Below are 19,126 nucleotides of genomic sequence, written 5' to 3'. Positions count from 1 at the left end.
TTAGTTACTCAGCAAACGCAGCTAACAAGAACTCGACAAAGGTTCTGTTCTTCAACGACAGTTGCTTGGTTTTGTAGAGCAAGTGAATCGGCTTTGGTAACGGCGCCATGCCGGGTAGGATTTCCAACAGCGCTCCACGATCAATCTCTTCTGCGACTAAGATAGTCGGTTGCAACAACACGCCCACACCCTGCAGGGCGGCATACCGCAACACATCACCATTATTCGACATCAAGCGCACACGTTCTTTATTCGGTGTGGCGTGAGGAGCTTGGCTGCTGTAACTGAATCCAAGCGATGGGTGCTGCGCCAAGTCTTCCAATACTCTGATTTCAGCATGTTGGTTTAGGTAAGCGGGCGCCGCGCAGTAACACATCTCATAATCCCCTAAATACCTTGCGACCAAGCTTGAATCGGATAGGTCACCAATTCGCACAATCAAATCAATGTCGGATGAGTAAGGATCAACAAGGTCATTATTCAACATCAGCTCAACGTTAATGGTTGGGTGATGCGCGAGAAACTTAGCCACGATAGGGGCGAGCACCTTGTTTCCATAGGTAACTGGGCAGTTAATTTTTACCGTGCCTTGCGGTTGATTTTCCAAGGTCTGAATCAGGTTCTCTGCATTGCTGATGTCTTCGAGAATTCGCTTACACTCACGATAGTAAAGCTGCCCTGAGTCGGTTAACGATTGCTTACGCGTGGTGCGGTGGATCAGCTGAGAGTTCAGACTGGTTTCTAAGGAATGGACATGTTTGCTTATCATGGTCGCCGACAGGTTGAAGTGGTTTGCGGCGCTGCGAAAGCTACCTTGTTCCACCACATAGACGAAGACTTTCATGCTGGTTAACTTATCCATTGAACACTCTTGGTTGATAAACAATAAACAAAAGGTGAGTTTATCAATTATTAGGGGTTAATTATATTAATGGCAAACCGATAATTAACTAAAATAAGAGTGTGCAATGCCTCAAACGAATGAAACTATCTTTGTTACTGCCGAACTTAAGATCAAAACCAACATAGAACGAGCAGCTGCGCTCGAAGCTATCGAACAGTTTTGTTTAGACATGCAAAGCGAACCGGGCTGCCTACAAGCGATTGCAACCTATGACCAAAACCAAAGCGATCGTGTGATCTTGCTTGAGCAATACGTAAACCGCGAGGCGATCAATCAGCACTTTGTGATGCCTCATACCCAAGCGTTTATTGAGCGTGATATTACCGAGTTGGTTCAAGCATTCGAAACGCAACGTGGGCCTATCAAAGCACAAGAGCAGGAGATCTAAGACATGAAATGGGGAATCCTAGGAACCAGCTTTATCTCAGGCGTAATGGCGGATGCGATTAAAGGCGATGCTCAAAGTGAGCTGTATGCTGTTGCTGGACGCACAGAGAAAACACTCAATGAGTTTGCTGCCCAATACCAGCCAACACGAACCTTCAACAACTATGAAGCCTTGATTGAAGATGAGTCGGTCGACATTATCTACATTGCTCTACCAAACCACGTTCATCATGAGTATGTGATTAAAGCGGCTCAAAAAGGCAAAGCGATCTTGTGTGAGAAGTCTTTGTCGGTAGATATGGAAAAAACCGAGCAAGCTTTACTAGCCGTGAAAGAAGCGGGCGTATTCTTTGCTGAAGGTTTGATGTACTTAAACCACCCAATGATCGCCAAGCTTCATCAAGAATTAGCTACTGGTGAGATTGGCGAAGTGCGTTCAATTCAAGGTTCCTACGTTGCGGCGATTGATCAGTTCGTGAACCCTGCAAGTAAAGGCGCGTTGTACAACCTGGGTTGTTACCCAATGTCTTTGATTCACTCTGTCGCACAACACCAGTTTGGTGAGAGTGTGTTTGATGATGTGCAGATCTCAGCAATCGGCCGACGAGGCGAAGATGGCAATATCTGTGAGTCGTCGGCGATGATGCGTTTCAACGGCAGTTTTACCGCGCAAATCCACACTGCTGAAGATCACGGCTTAAAGCATGGTTTTACGATCCTAGGTAGCAAAGGCTGTATCACGCTAGATACTAATCCATGGCTACCGACGGCAGAAAACACGTTTACGGTAGAGATCTATGAGACGTCGACACGTGAAGTGAAAGTCGAAGCGCAAGGCGATGGTTTCCATTATCAAGTGCGCAATATCCGCCAAGCGGTTGAGCAAGGTGACACACAACTTGCTGCGCCGATGGCAACCCACCAAGACTCTCGCGTAATCATGAAGTTATTAACTGATTGGGAACAAGCGGCGAGCTAATGTTTTAGTAAATTCTATACTCGTCTCATGTTTGATCGCCTCGTAAGCTATCAAACATGAGGCGTTTCCTCTATATCTTCCAGTCGACTCTCCCCAATAAATACTTTGCATTTGAAACCGCCACAGTGTCCAATATCAGGTAGTACGAAACTGACCGAAAAACCTTATTTTTTAAGGTGTTAAATAGGACCTTTGCCGCATGCGTAAATCAGATAAGAAAATCGAGAATCAAATCAGAGACGTGTTAACTGACGTTTGTGAAGACACGCTGAAAGGCTTCGATGGTTTTTTGTGGGTGACTCACTCGGTCAACTTTTCCTCTTTTCCGCAAAGTTTGAAAATTGTCTGTGTATTCGATACCAATCAGGATAGAACGAACTTCTTAAGTGGCGAAGGTCAACAGAGTGTCTCAGGGGCTATTCAACAAGCGTTCAATCAAGTTGGAATTCAACTGAAGAATATCGATAAGCATGTTAGCTACGATACGCAAGAAAATTGCGATCGCGACCATCAAGGGAAGTGGAACAAGAGGCTTTAAGGAGCGTTGTCATCGTTCTTGTTTAGACAGCCTATCCAAATTGAGTTTCAATAGTGTGGCGCTCAAACTGAGATTCGATACAGCAAATCCAAGTCCTATTCTGAGTTCTAGGCTCTGATAACTTCTCATCTTCCAAACCGTATTATTCTCATTTTGAGAAAATCTGAGCTGATTTCTCGTTAGCCGGAGATACTTGGTTTCCAAATAAAATTAAAATCACAAAAACTTATATTTTCCTTAATGCATTGATTTTGAATCGGCATTTGCTCGTTTTACTTGCCACCGATGAAACAAGACAGACGAGCACTTGAACAAGAGAGCCATGTAGTCGATACTTTTTTCGTATTTTGATTCCTAAATTGACACGTAAGTTGGCTGACTTTTCGTCTTGTGATTTAAGGCATGACAGTATCGATTAGGAAATTTGAATCATGAAAACCTACATTTCTGGGCTGCTCGCACTCATACCGTCATGTTTAATCGCTGGCTACGCTTTTGCTGTTGGTACAGCAGTTGTGCTGCCAGGGCAACATGAAGCGGGTGTTGATCTTTCGGGCTCCCCACTATCTGCGAATGCTGTCATTGATTGGGAAATTACCAACAGTGACATTGTGTTCGGAGCGTATGCCGACAAAGCCGACAATGAGCGGGCCACGACAATTGGTTATATGTACAACCAAGTCATGGCGATGAACTCGGGTTGGTTGGAGAACGATCTCCGTAACCAAGCTGAGTTAGAAGGCCTCAATTTCGAAGACTATTTCCTGCACTTTTCTGAAGATACTGTCATTGCCGAAGTTGATAAAACTCATGGCGAAAAGACCCTTTTAAACCGAAAACCTATGATCTTGGGTTATACAGCCAGTGAAGACCATGCTGGTTTTTGGTTGTATCAAGAGCCTCCGTGGGATGCCGATGTGTTTGAGAATTTCGAACAGGGTGGGGCTTTGTATGTCTATCATGCTGAACAGTTCGAACGGCTGACCTTTAAGTTCTCACAGTTTGCTGGCAGCGGTGAATTTTGGATTGAATACCCAACTGCTATTGATTCTCAGGGTAGGGTTTCACAATGGGAAAGGCTTGATGTAAAGAAAGACAAAACGCTCAATATGACCAAAAACCAATCGGTGATCTGGAACCTTCCGGATAACTGGTTAAGAGCTACAACTCATGATGGGAGCGGTGCGAGTTATGGCGGCGGCCAGTATTTTGGTTCAACCTTTTTGAGAGATGGTGGGCGCTTATACGTTGTGAGAGTTCGTTGGCAAAGTGAGAATGCCGACGACAGGCCGCGTTTAAAAGAAGTAAAACTCAAAAACAGTTGTCCAACCGTCAAGTTAACCGATGCTCCGACTTCAACCCCGGACGGCAATGCTATCAGCCAATGGCGAAAAATCCGTGGTTTTGATGTGTCTGCAGATCTAGATGGTGATAACTACTTGTCGCCAAGCGAGTATCGAAATCGAACCAATAAGAACGCAACAGCGCGTTTTCGTTGGGAATCAAGAGTGGTGCCATTTGGTCGAATGTGGAGCGCTAACTCGTCTTGGTCGCTAACAAACGTCGCAAACGCGGATTATCTATCTGCCATTCATCGCTACTACAAGCAAAGCTGGGCAAGCCAAGGTTTGAATGGTGCGTACAACGACGACACAAATAAACTCATTGGCTCGAACCAGTTCTATGTTCACTCTGGCGGGCATGTTCAAGAGTTAGGAGCTGTTGCGGGTTCGAATCAAGCGGATGATCTCTACAAGCAACAATTTTCTGCGTTTCTCAAAAATCTTTCTGCTTTAGAAAGTGATGCGTCGATTGGGTTGAATATCGGAACCGCGAACTTACTGGGTCGAAATGGACAGTCTCATCTTAGCGAGGCGGGCTCTCTGTATTTACGCGAGCACTACATTTTTCCGTCTACTGGGTTTAGTGGTTACTCGGGGATCTCAAAATTCTGGGATAATTCTGCGCTCGCCTACAATGGGCAAAGTGTTATTTTTCAGGCGACAACGCGTTATGGGCGAGTTCAGTATCTTGGAAATAGTGAAGATAATTGGAAGCAAGACCAATACTCGACCCTAGCGATCTACCACCTCAATCGACACGCTCAACATAGCTACTTTAATCAGTGGAACAATGGTTACGTCTATGGAAGTGGCAATACGACGGCTGAGATTTTCTGGCAAAGTGGTGTCCCTAAAAACATCGCCTACCAACCAAGTTCGTTATTGGCTGTTGATTTGGGAGAGCCGAGTCATCAAATCCCACAAGGCTTTACGCCGATTCCTTTGATGCTATCGACAACGACACCTCAGCCCGCTGACTACACCATCGTTGGCGATGCCTCGATGAACGAAATGGTGCATGCTGATCTGCCCAATGGCATGACTCACGTTCTACCGACGTTCACGTACTTTATGTATCAATCTGAAAATCAGGTGGTTGCTGGTGGTCCTGAGGACATGGTGTTAGCGAGAGAGTTCAGCAATGGTCGTGTGTTGTATCGCACGGATTTCCACGGTAAGAATCCGAGCTTTTATGACGCGGCAAAACTCACCATTGCGCTGGATGTCCCAATGAAACCTGTTGATGCTAACGGTAACGTTGGTGACTATGTGAGTGAAATCGAAATTGGCGGTTATGAAGGGCTGTTCTTACTTTATTAGAACCAATGCGAGTGAGTGCTCTCGAACCAGAGCAGACTAGAGCTTAGGTTCGGGATATGAGCTTATTCTTTTTACACTGCTTAAACTCTTTGGCGATCCACGATTGCTCGTTTAAACCATTGTCGATTAGAGCAAAAAGGTAGCCATCGACTTTGCTTGAAGCTGCTGGATATTCTTGAAAAGCGTGCTTAGGGTAGCCGGGGTAATCTGTCTCGTATTGAGCGTCTAACTGCTTACCGAGTTGACGCCATTTTACGAATAACTCCGAAGAAGACGTCTCAACCTTATATTGCCCCAAAATGCGTTGGTGATGGGTTAACGCCACTTTAGCGCAGTGGTTGGTCTGTACGACTTTTTGTATCAATTCAACTTGTTCTTCACTCATGGTTTTCGCCAGTACATTCTCTTGTTCGATGCGCGCCATTCGCTCACCAAACGTTTCAGCATGGATGGGAAACACAAAAGTAAGCGGTAAAGCCAATACCAAAAGACGCTTGTAGAACATAACCAAACTCGTTAGAAGGATTCGCGGCTATTATGCCGCCCGCCGCCAATATTATTAATCAATATAAACGCTTAATTGTAAGAATTATTTTTATCGAGTAGATAAATAGATGATTTTGGAGTTGTGGCATTCAGGCTCTGAATGTTTGGTTGGTGAGCCTGAAATTTGATGAGGGATCCGTTACGAATTAATGACCTTGATGCCTTTATCTTGAAGCTCATCAATCACACTACTCGAAAGATCAATGTCGGTGATTACGCCATCAAGCGCACTTAAATCTAAGGCGTGGAAGGTAGCGATACGTCCGTATTTGGTTGAGTCTGAAATCAGATAGTTTGAATGAGCTGCTTGAACAATGGCTTGTTTGACTAACACCTTATTTTCACAAGGTGTCGAGAGCCCTTTTAGATTCCAAGATGAAGATGAGATAAACGCAATATCAATATTCATCCCTGCCAAGAACTCAGCTACTTTGCCCCCAATACTTGATTGATTTTCACGGTCAATCTTGCCACCAGTATGGTAAATCTCAGATTGTGTGCTGTTCATTAGGTACGCGGCAATCGCGAAGTCATTGGTGATGATAAGCAGATCATCTCGCCCTGCAAGTTGGTGAGCGATCTCCAAAGAGGTTGTTCCAGCGTCTAAGTAGATAGTCGAATACTCAGGAACCAATTGAGCAGCTAGTTGACCTATTTGAGCTTTTTCGCTTGCTTGCTGTTCTACCTTTATGTCGTGTGACAATTCGCAGTGAAGTGCTTTAGTCAGTTGAACGCCACCCGAAACTGAAATCACTTTCCCTGATGTCTCTAGCTTTACGATATCTCGACGAATGGTCATATGAGACACCTCTAAGTGCTCAACAAGCTCAGAAATACTGATCACTTCTTGGTGTGATAATAGTGACAAAATAGTTCTCTGACGTTCCGCTGGAATCATGATTCTTCTTCTATGTTCTTATTTTTCATCATCCTATCAATCTTTAGCTATTTTGTGAATATCTGTGAATATCTGTTGTGAAATAGCAATTAGAACTGTGATTGCTGCCGAAATTACCCTTACCTAATGCCTCTAAAGGGTTAAATTACTCAGGTGTGTTAACTTTTGTTAAAAGTGTGACTTATCACTAAGTCGCATTCGATTGCTTCACATATAATCACAAACATAAACAAGAATTAACAAATCTAGAATTAAATAATTACGTGAAAGGCATCTTGCTATGAATGAAGTTCAATCTGTTGGTGTTATCGGTTTAGGTTCTATGGGCATGGGCGCAGCGAAGTCATGCGTCCGTGCAGGCCTTGATGTATATGGTTTCGATTTGAATCCGCAAGCGCTTGAAACCTTGGGTGAATATGGCGCAAAAGCGGTCTCTACAAGCGCGGTTGAGTTTGCCGACAAACTTGATTCAGTTTTGGTATTGGTTGTGAATGCAGCTCAAGTTAACACGGTACTGTTTAAGACTGGTCTTGCGGCGGCACTAAGACCTAACACGCCAGTTATGGTCTCGGCAACGATCTCAGCAGAAGACGCGAAACAAATCGAAGCTCAGCTTGCTGAACATGATCTTGTGATGCTGGATGCGCCAGTGTCCGGCGGTGCAGTAAAAGCAGAAGCGGGCGAAATGACGATTATGGCTTCAGGTGCGGTGACCACATTTGAAGTACTGGCTCCGGTACTTGATGCAACTGCAGCTAAAGTCTACAACATCGGTGAGACCATTGGCCTTGGTGCGACCGTTAAGATTATCCACCAGTTACTAGCAGGTGTTCATATTGCTGCGGGCGCTGAAGCGATGGCACTAGCCGCACGCGCAAACATTCCGCTTGATTTGATGTACGACGTTGTTACGAATGCAGCGGGCAACTCTTGGATGTTCGAGAACCGCATGAAGCACGTAGTCGATGGTGATTACTCTCCAAAATCTATGGTTGATATCTTTGTGAAGGATTTGAACTTGGTATCAGATACCGCTCAAGACCTGAAATTCCCACTCCCATTATCAAGTGCAGCACTGAACATGTTCGTTAGCGCGAGTAATGCTGGATTTGGTCAAGAAGACGACAGTGCAGTGATAAAAGTCTTCCAAGGTATTGACCTACCGGGTGTAAACACATCAAAGGCGGAGAAATAATCATGTTATTAGGTGTTATTGCAGACGACTTTACAGGTGCTACAGACATTGCTGGTTTCTTGGTTGAAAACGGTATGCGCACTGTTCAATTGAATGGGATTCCAACGGGAGAGTTTGACACATCAGCAGATGCTGTGGTGATCAGCCTTAAATCTCGCTCTTGCCCAGCTGACCAAGCGGTGACGGATTCGGTTACTGCGCTTAAATGGCTTCAATATCAAGGCTGCCAACAGTTTTACTTTAAATACTGCTCAACGTTCGACAGTACCGCTGAGGGCAATATTGGTCCCGTAACAGATGCACTTTTGGCTGAACTTGGAGAATCTTTCACTATGGTTTGCCCTGCATTGCCAGTAAATGGTCGCACGGTTTACAACGGTCACTTGTTTGTTTTTGATGAGTTGCTCAGTGATTCAGGTATGCGTAATCACCCTGTTACACCAATGACGGATTCAAGTGTGGTTCGAATGATGGACGCACAATCAGAAGGTGTTTCCGGTTTAGTTAACTTTCAAACGATTGAACAGGGCGCTGATGCGGTTACCGCTCGTTTTAACGAACTCAAAGCTCAAGGTAGTCGCTACGCCGTGGTAGACGCATTTAATGCAGATCACTTGGTGACGCTAGGTCAAGCGGCTAAATCTTTGAAACTAATCACAGGTGGTTCAGGCCTAGCTGCTGGTATCGCTAAAAACTGGACAGAACATCTTGCTGACCAAAGTGATGCAAAACATGCCGGTAGCCCAGTCAAAGCACCAACCGTTGTGTTCTCTGGTTCTTGTTCAGTGATGACTAACCAACAAGTTGCGGTATACAAGCAGCTTGCTCCTCACTTTGCTATCGATGTGAAGGCTTGCTTAACCAATGATCAATACGCCAATGAAGTGTTCGATTGGGTGATGACCAATAACCAAGGCGAGTTTGCTCCTTTGGTTTATGCAACCGCAGATGCTGCCGCACTAAAAGCAATTCAAGAAGAGTACGGCGCACAAGCTTCAAGCCACGCAGTTGAACAATTTTTTAGTCAACTCGCTATCAAACTACAACAACATGGCGTGAAAAACTTCATCGTTGCTGGTGGTGAAACATCAGGCGTCGTGACGCAAAGCCTAGCTGTGAAAGGTTTTCATATTGGTCCTCAAATTGCACCAGGTGTGCCTTGGGTTAAATCGGTCGAAGGTGAGTTATCACTAGCGCTAAAATCGGGCAATTTTGGTGATGAAAACTTCTTCGCTAAAGCTCAATCATTCTTTTCATAAGCGAGATTCAAATGAGTAAAGTTTTGATGAACGAGCAGCAGTTAAGAGAGCAAATGGTCACGCTCGCTCGTTCAATGTTTGAACGAGGTTACGCCACTGGTGGTGCAGGTAACCTGTCTATCAAATTACCTAATGGGTATTTTCTAGCAACACCAACAGGCTCTTCATTTGGCCGCCTTGTCGCTGAAGAATTGTCGGTTGTTGATATCGATGGCAACCACATCTCAGGTAAGAAGCCTTCTAAAGAAGCGGCATTCCACCTAGCGATTTATAGAAATAATGCGGAGTGCAATGCGATTGTACACCTGCACTCTACATACCTAACTGCACTATCTTGCCTTGAAGGGTTGGATCGTAACAACGCGATTAAGGCTTTCACACCGTATTTCGTGATGCGAATTGGCGAGTTACCAGTCATTCCTTACCTACGTCCGGGTGACCCGCAAATCGCTGAAGAGTTGGCAAAACGAGCAGGTGATTATCGAGCATTTTTGTTAGCAAACCACGGCCCAGTAGTAACAGGCACTGACTTTGTTGATGCCGTTGATAACGCTGAAGAGCTAGAAGAGACCGCCAAATTAGCATTCTTATTGAAAGGGAATGATATCCGTTACCTAACGGACGAAGAAGTTATGGATTTAAAAGGGAGAGGCAAATAATGGCTAAGTTCGCAGCAAACTTAACGATGTTATTCACAGAAGTACCATTTTTAGATCGCTTTGAAAAAGCACATCAAGTCGGTTTCAAAGCAGTTGAATACCTATTCCCTTATGCATTTGAGGCCGAAGAGCTTGCCGAAAAAATGCAAAAATTTGGCTTTGAACAGGCGCTGTTCAACATGCCTCCGGGTGATTGGGACGCAGGTGAACGAGGCTTCGCAGCGATTCCTGGCCGTGAAGAAGAGTTTAAAGCTAGTGTTGATACGGCGCTTATGTACGCTAAAGCGCTGAACTGCAAGAAAGTTCACGCGATGTCGGGTCTACATGATGCGAATTTCACGAGGCAGCAACACGTTGAAACCTTTATCTCAAATATTCGTTTTGCCGCAGATAAGTTTGCTGAGCATAACATCGAATTGATGATTGAACCGCTAAATAGCCGTGATGTTCCTAATTATTTCGTTGCTCACCAACGTGACGCTGTTGAACTTATTAAGTTAGTCGATAGGCCAAATGTGAAGCTGCAACTCGACCTTTATCACGCGCAAATCATGGATGGTGATTTAAGTACTTTGATTCGTGAAGTGGCTGCTTATACCGGTCATATCCAAATTGCTTCTGTACCAGAAAGGCATGAACCATCGGAAGGCGAACTGAATTACCCACATCTATTTAATGTTCTGGATGATTCAGGTTACCTAGGTTGGATTGGTTGTGAATATAACCCAAGAGGCACGACAGAAGAGGGGCTTAGCTGGGTAAAAAGTTATTTATAGCGCGGTGTGAATGCCGTTTATATGTAACGAACCATAAAAGTAAAGAACTGATTTAGATAACACGTCTTACAGGTAAGCCAACACATAACGATAAAGTGCAATAGGTGATCCCGATATCACCTATATGCACCACCCTACAATTTTCATAAAAATGAAGAAAGAGACAAAAGGAATATAAAAATGGATGGAGCACTGATAGGCATCGTAATTGGCATCTTAGCCATGATGGGTATGATCATTAAAACGAGAATCCCAGTCGCACTTGCTATGGTTATTGCAAGTATCATCATGGGTCTTTTTGCGGGTATGGCGCCAACAGAGTTGATTGATGCAATTAAAGCTGGTTTTGGTGGCGTGCTTGGTGGCATTGGTTTGATCATCGCATTCGGCGTTATCATGGGCGCGTGTTTCGAACGATCTGGAGCCGCTGTTCGAATGGCAAAAACGTTTGTAAAGCTGTGTGGTAAAGGTCGTGAAGACTTAGCACTAGGTTTTACAGGGGTGCTTGTCGCTATCCCAGTTTTCTGTGACTCTGCGTACATCATTTTGCATTCTCTTGTTCGCGCAATTTCACGTGATACGGGTAAGTCAGCGGTTGGCCTTGGTGTAACTCTAGCGCTTGGCTTGCTTATCACTCACGCACTTGTGCCACCAACACCGGGTCCAGTTGCTGTGGCTGGAATTCTGGGTGTAGACCTAGGTGAATACATGTTATGGGGTTTGATGGTTTCTATCCCTATGATGCTTCTTTCTATGATTTATATTCGCCGAGTAGGTAATGAGTACTACCGCGTACCAAACGGAGAGACATGGATTACTAACCAAGCTGATTGGGCAAACCTTGAGAAAGTAAAAGAAACAGATGACAGAGAGCTACCAAGTAACTTTTTATCATTCGGTCCAATTCTGCTGCCAATCGCATTCATCCTAATCAACACGCTTGTTGGTCAAGGTGACACTGCAATGCACAACGTTATTTCGTTGATTGGTAACCCAGTGGTTGCTGTTGGTATCGGTGTTCTTATGGCGCTATACGGTCTTACTCGTCATATTGAGCGCAAAGACATGGTTAGCTCTATGGATGATGCTCTGTCTACTACAGGTCTAATTCTTGTGGTAACTGGCTGTGGTGGCGCAATGGGTGCAGTACTTAAAGCATCAGGTGCTGGCCCTCAAGTAGCCGAAGCTATCGCGAGCAGCGGTATTCCACCACTACTTGTACCACTAGCAATTGCTTCAATGCTTCGTCTAATCCAAGGTTCAGCAACGGCATCAATGATGGTTGCAGCAACGATGACGCTGCCATTGGTTGAAACGTTAGGTCTAGACCCAGTATTCGTAGCACTTGCATGTGCGGTAGGTCCGGTTGGCTTCTCTCATTTGAACGATTCATACTTCCACATCATCAACCGTACGTTAGGTATTACTGAACTTGCTGACCAAATTAAGATCTGGTCTGTGTCTTCAACTATCGCATGGGCGATTGGTGCAAGCATCATCATGATTCTAAACTTAGTGTTTGGTAAAGGCGGTACGTTGATCGACCCACTGATTCCAATTGCGGTTCTAGGTGCTGTATTCGTGTGGCTAAAAAGCAAAGAGAAATCACAAGTAAAGACAGCCGTTACTAACTAATACTACTTACCTTTATATACTGCCCCTATTAAGTGATTAGCTTGCTGATCTTCAATAGGGGCATTTTTGGATTGGGCACTCATCAAAATTACTAATCTTTTGGATCTCTCAGTATGAAAATTGTTATTGCACCAGACTCGTTTAAAGAATCTCTATCGGCTGTATCTGTGGCGGCGTGTATTGAAAAGGGCTTTCGTGAAATCTTCCCAGACGCTGAATACGTAACATTGCCTTTGGCTGATGGTGGTGAAGGGACTGTGGATGTATTGCTCCAAGGGCTTGTTGGTGAAAAGCGACATAGGCAAGTCGAAGGGCCGTTAGGGCAACAAGTTAATGCTGAATGGGCGATGCTTGAGTCATCCAATAGCAACCCGAACAAAACGGCACTGGTTGAAATTGCTGCTGCATCGGGTTTGGACTTGTTGAAACCAGAGCAGCGTGATCCATTGATTGCTTCTTCATTCGGAACGGGGCAATTGATTTTGGAGGCGATAGAGCAGGGCGCTCAAGCGATTATTCTTGGATTGGGTGGCAGTGCAACTAATGATGGCGGTGCAGGTATTGTTCAAGCATTAGGTGGGACACTGTTAGATAATGCAGGGCAAGAGCTTAACCGAGGTGGCGTTGCACTAGCTGATTTATCATCGATTGATCTTACTGGTTTAGATTCACGCTATGCTGATATCGAGTTAATTGTGGCGTGCGATGTCGATAATCCGTTGTGTGGTGATAACGGTGCTAGCCATATATTCGGCCCACAAAAAGGCGCAAGCCCAGAACAAGTTGTGATGCTTGATAAGGCGCTTGAGAATTTTGCTCAAGTAGTTGAATCGCAAGGTTGTGTTCGTGGGGATGATCCCGTTCACAAGCGTACTGGTTATGGCGCGGCTGGTGGTGCTCCAATGGGGCTTGGTTTGTTGTTTAACATGCAGATTAAACCGGGTATTGAGATGGTGCTTGATGTTTTGCAAGCCGATGAAGTATTGAAAGGCGCAGATCTTGTGATTACCGGTGAAGGGCAAATGGACAATCAAACTCTGCAAGGAAAGACGCCTTATGGCATTGCCAAACGTGCGAGCTTACAAGGCATTCCGACCATAGGGATTGCAGGTTCTTTAGGTACAGAAGTCGAAGCCTTATATGGTGAAATGAACAGCTTGTTTGGTACAGTGCGCTCTCCTCAGTCACTCGAGCAAGTACTGCGAGAAGCTGAATTGAACCTAACCAGAACGGCGAGGAACATTGCCTCAACTCTGAGGTTAGGCCATGCCATTTTTAAATAAACCGAAGTTATACATAGGCTTATTCGCAGTGAAGTTCAATAGGTTTCATAGATAACAACGATAAATATAAACGATTATATTTTCTGCCAACTCAGGTCTATTCTTTATCCATATTGTTTTAGTGGTTTTTAAAGTATTGAATCCACTTAAATCTAAGATGTGGCAACGATGCGATATCTTTAACCTTAAGGAATAGACCATGAGTAAAAAACTGACCACAGCTGCGGGTTGTCCTGTCGCTCATAACCAGAATGTTCAAACGGCGGGCAAACGTGGTCCACAACTTCTTCAAGACGTTTGGTTTTTGGAGAAATTGGCCCATTTTGATCGTGAAGTGATTCCAGAGCGTCGTATGCACGCGAAAGGCTCAGGTGCTTACGGCACATTTACCGTTACACACGACATCACAAAATACACCAAGGCAAAATTGTTCTCTGAAATAGGTAAAAAAACCGACTTGTTTGCACGTTTCACAACAGTTGCGGGTGAGCGCGGTGCTGCCGATGCTGAACGTGATATTCGTGGCTTTGCATTGAAGTTTTATACTGAAGAAGGCAACTGGGATATGGTGGGCAACAACACGCCAGTATTCTTCCTTCGTGATCCTCTTAAGTTCCCTGACTTAAACCACGCGGTGAAACGTGACCCACGCACCAACATGCGTAGCGCGAAAAACAACTGGGATTTCTGGACTTCTTTGCCGGAAGCTCTGCACCAAATTACTATCGTAATGAGTGACCGTGGTATCCCTGCGACTTACCGTCACATGCACGGCTTTGGTAGCCACACGTTCAGCTTCATCAACGCTGATAACGAACGTTTCTGGGTGAAATTCCACTTCAAATCTCAGCAAGGTATTAAGAACCTTTCTGATGCAGAAGCGGCACAAGTGATCGGTGATGATCGCGAAAGCCACCAACGTGATTTGCTAGACAGCATCGATAACCAAGATTTCCCGAAATGGACGTTGAAAGTACAAGTGATGCCAGAAGCGGATGCAGCGAAGGTTCCATACAACCCGTTCGATTTGACTAAGATCTGGCCTCATGCAGATTACCCGTTGATCGAAGTGGGCGAATTTGAGCTAAATCGTAACCCGCAAAACTTCTTCGCAGAAGTAGAGCAGTCAGCATTCAACCCAGCGAACGTAGTTCCAGGTATCAGCTTCTCGCCAGACAAGATGCTGCAAGGTCGTCTGTTTGCTTACGGTGATGCACAACGTTACCGTTTGGGTGTAAACCATCAGCACATTCCAGTGAATGCGCCTCGTTGCCCAGTACACAGCTACCACCGTGATGGCGCGATGCGTGTCGATGGTAACTTCGGTGGCACATTAGGTTATGAGCCAAACAACGAAGGTCAATGGGCTGAGCAACCAGATTTCGCTGAACCAGCACTGAACCTAGATGGCGCAGCAGCACACTGGGATCACCGCGAAGATGAAGATTACTTCTCGCAACCGGGTGACTTGTTCCGCCTAATGACACCAGAGAAGCAAGCGATTCTTTTTGATAACACTGCTCGCAACCTAGGCGGCGTGCCAAAAGAGATTCAATTGCGTCACCTAAGACACTGTTACAAAGCTGACCCTGCATACGGTGAAGGCATTGGTAAACTGCTTGAAATCGACGTGAGCGAATTTAAGTCGTAATCAATCATCTTGATTCGTTAATTGAAAGGCCGTTGAGTGAATCACTCAACGGCCTTTTTTGATCTCGCTGTTTATTAAGCAACCCTAAATCATTGAAAAATTTAATAATCCACATTGATAGTTTTTACCTATCGAATTGATAAATCTATCCCATTATCTTTGTAAGAGTGATGGGATTATTCTACGACTATCAGTTTAGAAAGTAGAGGAGTTTGAGATGAATAAGAGCGCATTAATCGTTGAAGGTGGAGCAATGAGAGGTATTTTTGCTGCTGGAGTTTTAGACGCCTTCATGCAAGACGATTTCCGTCCTTATGATTTTGCCATCGGCGTATCTGCAGGTGTGTCGAATCTGGTTGGCTACTTATCTCATGCACCAAAACGCAGTTATGATGTGATCACCACGATGGCGACGGATAAAACTTTCTTTAATCCTGCTCGCTTTGCCAAAGGCGGTAACTTGGTAGATGTTAAATGGTTATGGAACGAATCCAATCAACGTTATCCGCTCGATTGTGGTGAGTTGTTTTCAAGTATCCCACTCATTGCTGCTGTCACAAATGTCGATACGGGCAGTGCAGACTACTACCATATTAAGCCAGAAAACCTTTCTAATGTTGTTGAAGCAACAACGGCTTTACCTATCGCTTACCGTGAAACTCCGTGTTTCTCTGGTGGCTGTTATACCGATGGCGGTGTAGCCGATTCGATTCCGGTTCGTGAAGCATATCGCCGTGGCGCACGCGATATTACCGTGATTCTGTCTCACCCATTGAGCTACCGAATGAAGCCTCAAAAGCACCAATGGATGCTGAAGAAACTATTAAAGAAATTCCCAAATATTGCTGAATCGATGGCGGTGCGTGCTGAAAACTACAACCAGTCTCTGGAGTTCATTCGTAACCCACCCAAAGATGCGACCATTAAAGTGATAGCGCCGCCAGAAGCGTTCGCAGTAAAGCGTTTAACTATGGATCAAAGTACTCTTAATACAGGTTACGAGATGGGCGTCAAAGCCGGTGAAGAGCACCTTGCTATTAGAAAAGGCGTTTATGGTTTAGACACTGAAGATTGTCATTTCTGCGTCTAGGAACGGTTTTAGAATACTGAATAAACGACGAAGCCACGCTGTTCACTTCAGAATAGCGTGGCTTTGTATCTGTAGACCTAGTTTGTTTTTAACTCAGCCTGCTGTTAACTCAATCTGTTATTAAACGAGTTCGTTGCCGCTGGTGTTGCCAGCAAAGAAAGCATCAACACTGGTGAGTGTTGTGTTCGCGATATTGAACAGAGCATCTTTGGTTAAGAAAGCTTGGTGACCTGTGAACAGCACGTTGTGACAAGCAGATAGACGGCGGAACACATCATCGACAATCACGTCGTTTGATTTGTCTTGGAAGAACAGCTCTTTCTCGTTGTCATACACATCAAGACCAAGTGCGCCAATCTTACTCTGTTTAAGCGCTTCGATAGCAGCTGTGGAATCCAGTAGTTCACCACGGCTGGTGTTGACAATCATCACGCCGTCTTTCATCTTCTCAAACGCAGTCGCATCTAATAGGTGGTAGTTCTCTTTACTCATTGGGCAGTGTAGAGAAATCACATCAGACTCTTGGTAAAGTTCGTCGAGTTCAACGTATTTAGCGCCTAACTCAACAGCTAACGGGTTTGGATATGGGTCATAGCATAGGATATTCATGCCTAAACCCTTCAGAATTCGCATCGTCGCTAGGCCAATCTTACCCGAGCCAATCATACCGACCGTTTTACCGTGGAAGTTAAAGCCAACTAACCCCTCAAGAGAGAAGTTCGCATCACGAGTGCGTTGGTATGCCTTGTGTAGTTTACGGTTCAAACACATCATCATGCCAACCGTGTGTTCTGCTACCGATTCTGGTGAGTAAGCCGGAACGCGAACCACTTGCAGACCAAACTCTTTGGCTGCGTCTAGGTCGACCTTGTCAAAGCCCGCACAGCGCATCGCGATTAACTTGGTGCGGCCTTGAGCAAGAATCTCTAACACGTCTCGCGATAGGTCATCGTTTACAAACGCACAAACCACTTCGTTGTCGTGCGCCATTTTTGCTGTTGTTGTGGTGAGTCGAAAATCGTGAAAATGAAACTCAGCGTTGAGTTCGCCTTTTGCTAGTTCGAATGATTTTTCGTCGTATGATTTTGAGCTAAAAAAAGCAATGTTGAGCATGGCTTCCTCTCTTACCTAAAATATAAATAACCCACTGATTCATTCTCTGAAACGGGATTAAAACAAGGGCATGTTGACCTTTCGCGGTTAAGTTTTGTTCGAGATAAAATCGTTTTAATCGCGACGAGAGGTTTGCCGCCTAGTCATTCTAAGCAAAACCCTCTCAACAAAGAGTAAAACGATTTTAGCCGAACCCTTCGGGCAGTGTTTGTGGTTCCTTTCTACAGCGTTATCGAATTCTCATGTAGGCGAGCTACACGTCGAATTCTCTGCCTTGTATAAATAACCCACAAACGGCTGCAAAAATCAGCTCGATAGGTCAACATGCCCTACAACTCTATTCAGTGTGCTAGAGTTTTTTTCTCTTGTCTATCACCATTAGTCATTGTAATTGCTATGGTTATTTGATCTTTTGTCTTCACTTATTGAACATTAAAAATCACATTACGAGGTTGCTTGCTTATAAGTTCATCAATATTGAATGAATCTTACTTTCGGGTGTGGAACGTTGAATTTTCCAGTGTGACGGAATACGTAAATGACTCATATAAAACCTCTTCTCTAACTGTTCTTTGAAAGTTGTGCTTCTGTCTAACGAGTGGCGGTTGTTATTTACCAGTAGTTCTCACTGCTGAATTGACCGGGTTTTCTGCGTAAGTGCTTTTCGAAACCTAAGCTAGTTAGCGCTTCGCTTGTGTCACGAACCATTTGCGGATTGCCGCAAAGGTAGAAAAAACTGCGGGTTTGATTGAAAGCGACAGACGCGGCTTGCTCGAGGTCGCCTCCAAGTAACAAATTTGGGATTCGTCCGCGCAAAGTTCCGGTAACTGATTCTCTAGAAATAATTGGCACATATTTAAGTCTCCCTTGAAAGTGATTAACGAGTTGAGTGATACGATCTCGATAAGTCAGGTCTTGCTCTGTTCTTACAGCATGCACTAGAACCAGATTCTTGAATGAAGAGGCTTTGTCTGAAGCCAACTCATTTTGCTGTATCTGCATGCTCTCAAGTATTGAGATAAATGGGCCTACCGCGGTTCCGGTTGAAAGCATCCATAGATCGTCGGCGATCTCTGGGATCTCATCTAAGGTCATAAAGCCACTTGGGTCTTTGCCGACAAAGATGTCATCGCCCATCTTCAACTCATGAAGTTGAGGTGAAAGCTGACCGTTCTGATCCTTAATAATCAAAAATTCCAGATGTTGATGACCTTGTTCGTGCTCTGGCGCGTTCACCATCGAATAGGCGCGTCTTACGAACTCATCCTCACTGTTAAGTAAGCCAAGTTTCGTGAACTGACCTGCCTGATAAGAAGAGACAGGTGCACTAACCTGGAGTGAGAACAATTGATCTGTCCATTCTGTTTTGTTTAGGACTTTGCCTGTAACTAAACCATGAGGAATATCTGTCATATCATCCACCTTTAAGAAGAGAAGTTATCTCATTAAGGATACTCAACTATTTACACTTTAGAGTTGCATGTACCACGCCAATAATGAGAATGCTTATCAATACTTATTAAAGGTTAATTATTGGGTCGAATGTTGTC

At 44.7% G+C, this 19,126-nt stretch carries 17 protein-coding genes; 12 read left to right on the top strand and 5 right to left on the bottom strand.

Annotated elements, in window-relative coordinates:
* Nucleotides 1–4: 4 nt before the first annotated feature.
* The gene (locus AB4329_RS06640) at nucleotides 5–862 is read right to left on the bottom strand and encodes a LysR substrate-binding domain-containing protein (protein ID WP_017064010.1); all 858 of its coding nucleotides are present in this window, start codon (nucleotides 860–862) and stop codon (nucleotides 5–7) included.
* 106 nt (nucleotides 863–968) lie between these two features.
* On the opposite strand from AB4329_RS06640, the gene AB4329_RS06635 reads away from it, so the two are divergent.
* The 4 genes from AB4329_RS06635 (at nucleotide 969) to AB4329_RS06620 (ending at nucleotide 5,471) form a co-directional block, all read left to right on the top strand.
* A complete protein-coding gene (locus AB4329_RS06635; protein WP_372125813.1) occupies nucleotides 969–1,292 on the top strand; it encodes a putative quinol monooxygenase in 324 nt (107 codons plus the stop codon).
* A gap of 3 nt (nucleotides 1,293–1,295) precedes the next feature.
* A complete protein-coding gene (locus tag AB4329_RS06630) occupies nucleotides 1,296–2,270 on the top strand; it encodes a Gfo/Idh/MocA family protein (RefSeq protein ID WP_372125816.1) in 975 nt (324 codons plus the stop codon).
* 199 nt (nucleotides 2,271–2,469) lie between these two features.
* Nucleotides 2,470–2,808, top strand: a complete 339-nt coding sequence (locus tag AB4329_RS06625; RefSeq protein ID WP_017060926.1) for a hypothetical protein — start codon at nucleotides 2,470–2,472, stop codon at nucleotides 2,806–2,808.
* Between the two features lie 431 nt (nucleotides 2,809–3,239).
* Complete coding sequence (locus AB4329_RS06620) at nucleotides 3,240–5,471, top strand: hypothetical protein (RefSeq protein ID WP_372137894.1); 2,232 nt, start codon at nucleotides 3,240–3,242, stop codon at nucleotides 5,469–5,471.
* Nucleotides 5,472–5,514: 43 nt separating this feature from the next.
* Here AB4329_RS06620 and AB4329_RS06615 read toward each other — a convergent pair whose 3' ends face one another.
* Together AB4329_RS06615 and AB4329_RS06610 are read right to left on the bottom strand one after the other, a co-directional pair.
* Entirely contained in the window at nucleotides 5,515–5,976 is a 462-nt protein-coding gene (locus AB4329_RS06615; protein ID WP_017060924.1) for a hypothetical protein, read from the bottom strand.
* A 180-nt stretch (nucleotides 5,977–6,156) separates the two neighbouring features.
* Nucleotides 6,157–6,915, bottom strand: coding sequence for a DeoR family transcriptional regulator (locus AB4329_RS06610; RefSeq protein ID WP_372131713.1), 759 nt, complete (start codon nucleotides 6,913–6,915; stop codon nucleotides 6,157–6,159).
* A 280-nt stretch (nucleotides 6,916–7,195) separates the two neighbouring features.
* On the opposite strand from AB4329_RS06610, the gene ltnD reads away from it, so the two are divergent.
* The 8 genes from ltnD (at nucleotide 7,196) to AB4329_RS06570 (ending at nucleotide 16,463) form a co-directional block, all read left to right on the top strand.
* Nucleotides 7,196–8,110, top strand: a complete 915-nt coding sequence (gene ltnD / locus AB4329_RS06605; protein ID WP_137001415.1) for an L-threonate dehydrogenase — start codon at nucleotides 7,196–7,198, stop codon at nucleotides 8,108–8,110.
* Between the two features lie 2 nt (nucleotides 8,111–8,112).
* Nucleotides 8,113–9,369, top strand: coding sequence for a 3-oxo-tetronate kinase (otnK, locus tag AB4329_RS06600; RefSeq protein WP_137001416.1), 1,257 nt, complete (start codon nucleotides 8,113–8,115; stop codon nucleotides 9,367–9,369).
* 11 nt (nucleotides 9,370–9,380) lie between these two features.
* A complete protein-coding gene (locus AB4329_RS06595; RefSeq protein ID WP_170967991.1) occupies nucleotides 9,381–10,028 on the top strand; it encodes an aldolase in 648 nt (215 codons plus the stop codon).
* Nucleotides 10,028–10,804, top strand: a complete 777-nt coding sequence (otnI, locus tag AB4329_RS06590; RefSeq protein WP_137001417.1) for a 2-oxo-tetronate isomerase — start codon at nucleotides 10,028–10,030, stop codon at nucleotides 10,802–10,804. Before AB4329_RS06595 ends, otnI begins: the two co-directional genes overlap by 1 nt.
* Before the next feature lie 180 nt (nucleotides 10,805–10,984).
* Nucleotides 10,985–12,439: a GntP family permease gene (locus tag AB4329_RS06585; RefSeq protein WP_050620404.1), complete on the top strand. Its 1,455-nt coding sequence runs from the start codon at nucleotides 10,985–10,987 to the stop codon at nucleotides 12,437–12,439.
* Between the two features lie 113 nt (nucleotides 12,440–12,552).
* The gene (locus tag AB4329_RS06580; protein WP_017066333.1) at nucleotides 12,553–13,722 is read left to right on the top strand and encodes a glycerate kinase; all 1,170 of its coding nucleotides are present in this window, start codon (nucleotides 12,553–12,555) and stop codon (nucleotides 13,720–13,722) included.
* 199 nt (nucleotides 13,723–13,921) lie between these two features.
* Nucleotides 13,922–15,373, top strand: coding sequence for a catalase (locus AB4329_RS06575; RefSeq protein ID WP_017066332.1), 1,452 nt, complete (start codon nucleotides 13,922–13,924; stop codon nucleotides 15,371–15,373).
* Nucleotides 15,374–15,590: 217 nt separating this feature from the next.
* Nucleotides 15,591–16,463 (top strand): patatin family protein, encoded by an 873-nt coding sequence (locus AB4329_RS06570; protein WP_065583767.1) that lies wholly within the window; start codon nucleotides 15,591–15,593, stop codon nucleotides 16,461–16,463.
* Between the two features lie 120 nt (nucleotides 16,464–16,583).
* Here the strand turns inward: AB4329_RS06570 and AB4329_RS06565 are convergent, their stop codons facing one another.
* Nucleotides 16,584–17,576: a 2-hydroxyacid dehydrogenase gene (locus tag AB4329_RS06565; protein WP_102398419.1), complete on the bottom strand. Its 993-nt coding sequence runs from the start codon at nucleotides 17,574–17,576 to the stop codon at nucleotides 16,584–16,586.
* 612 nt (nucleotides 17,577–18,188) lie between these two features.
* Nucleotides 18,189–18,989, bottom strand: coding sequence for a ferredoxin--NADP reductase (locus AB4329_RS06560; RefSeq protein WP_017058858.1), 801 nt, complete (start codon nucleotides 18,987–18,989; stop codon nucleotides 18,189–18,191).
* Nucleotides 18,990–19,126: the final 137 nt, after the last annotated feature.

It is taken from the genome of Vibrio sp. 10N.261.54.A5, from assembly GCF_041471145.1.
In the GTDB taxonomy this organism is placed as follows: Bacteria; Pseudomonadota; Gammaproteobacteria; order Enterobacterales; family Vibrionaceae; genus Vibrio; species Vibrio crassostreae_C.
The sequence above is the reverse complement of the archived record's forward strand: the minus strand, read 5'-3'. Positions and strand labels throughout refer to the sequence as shown.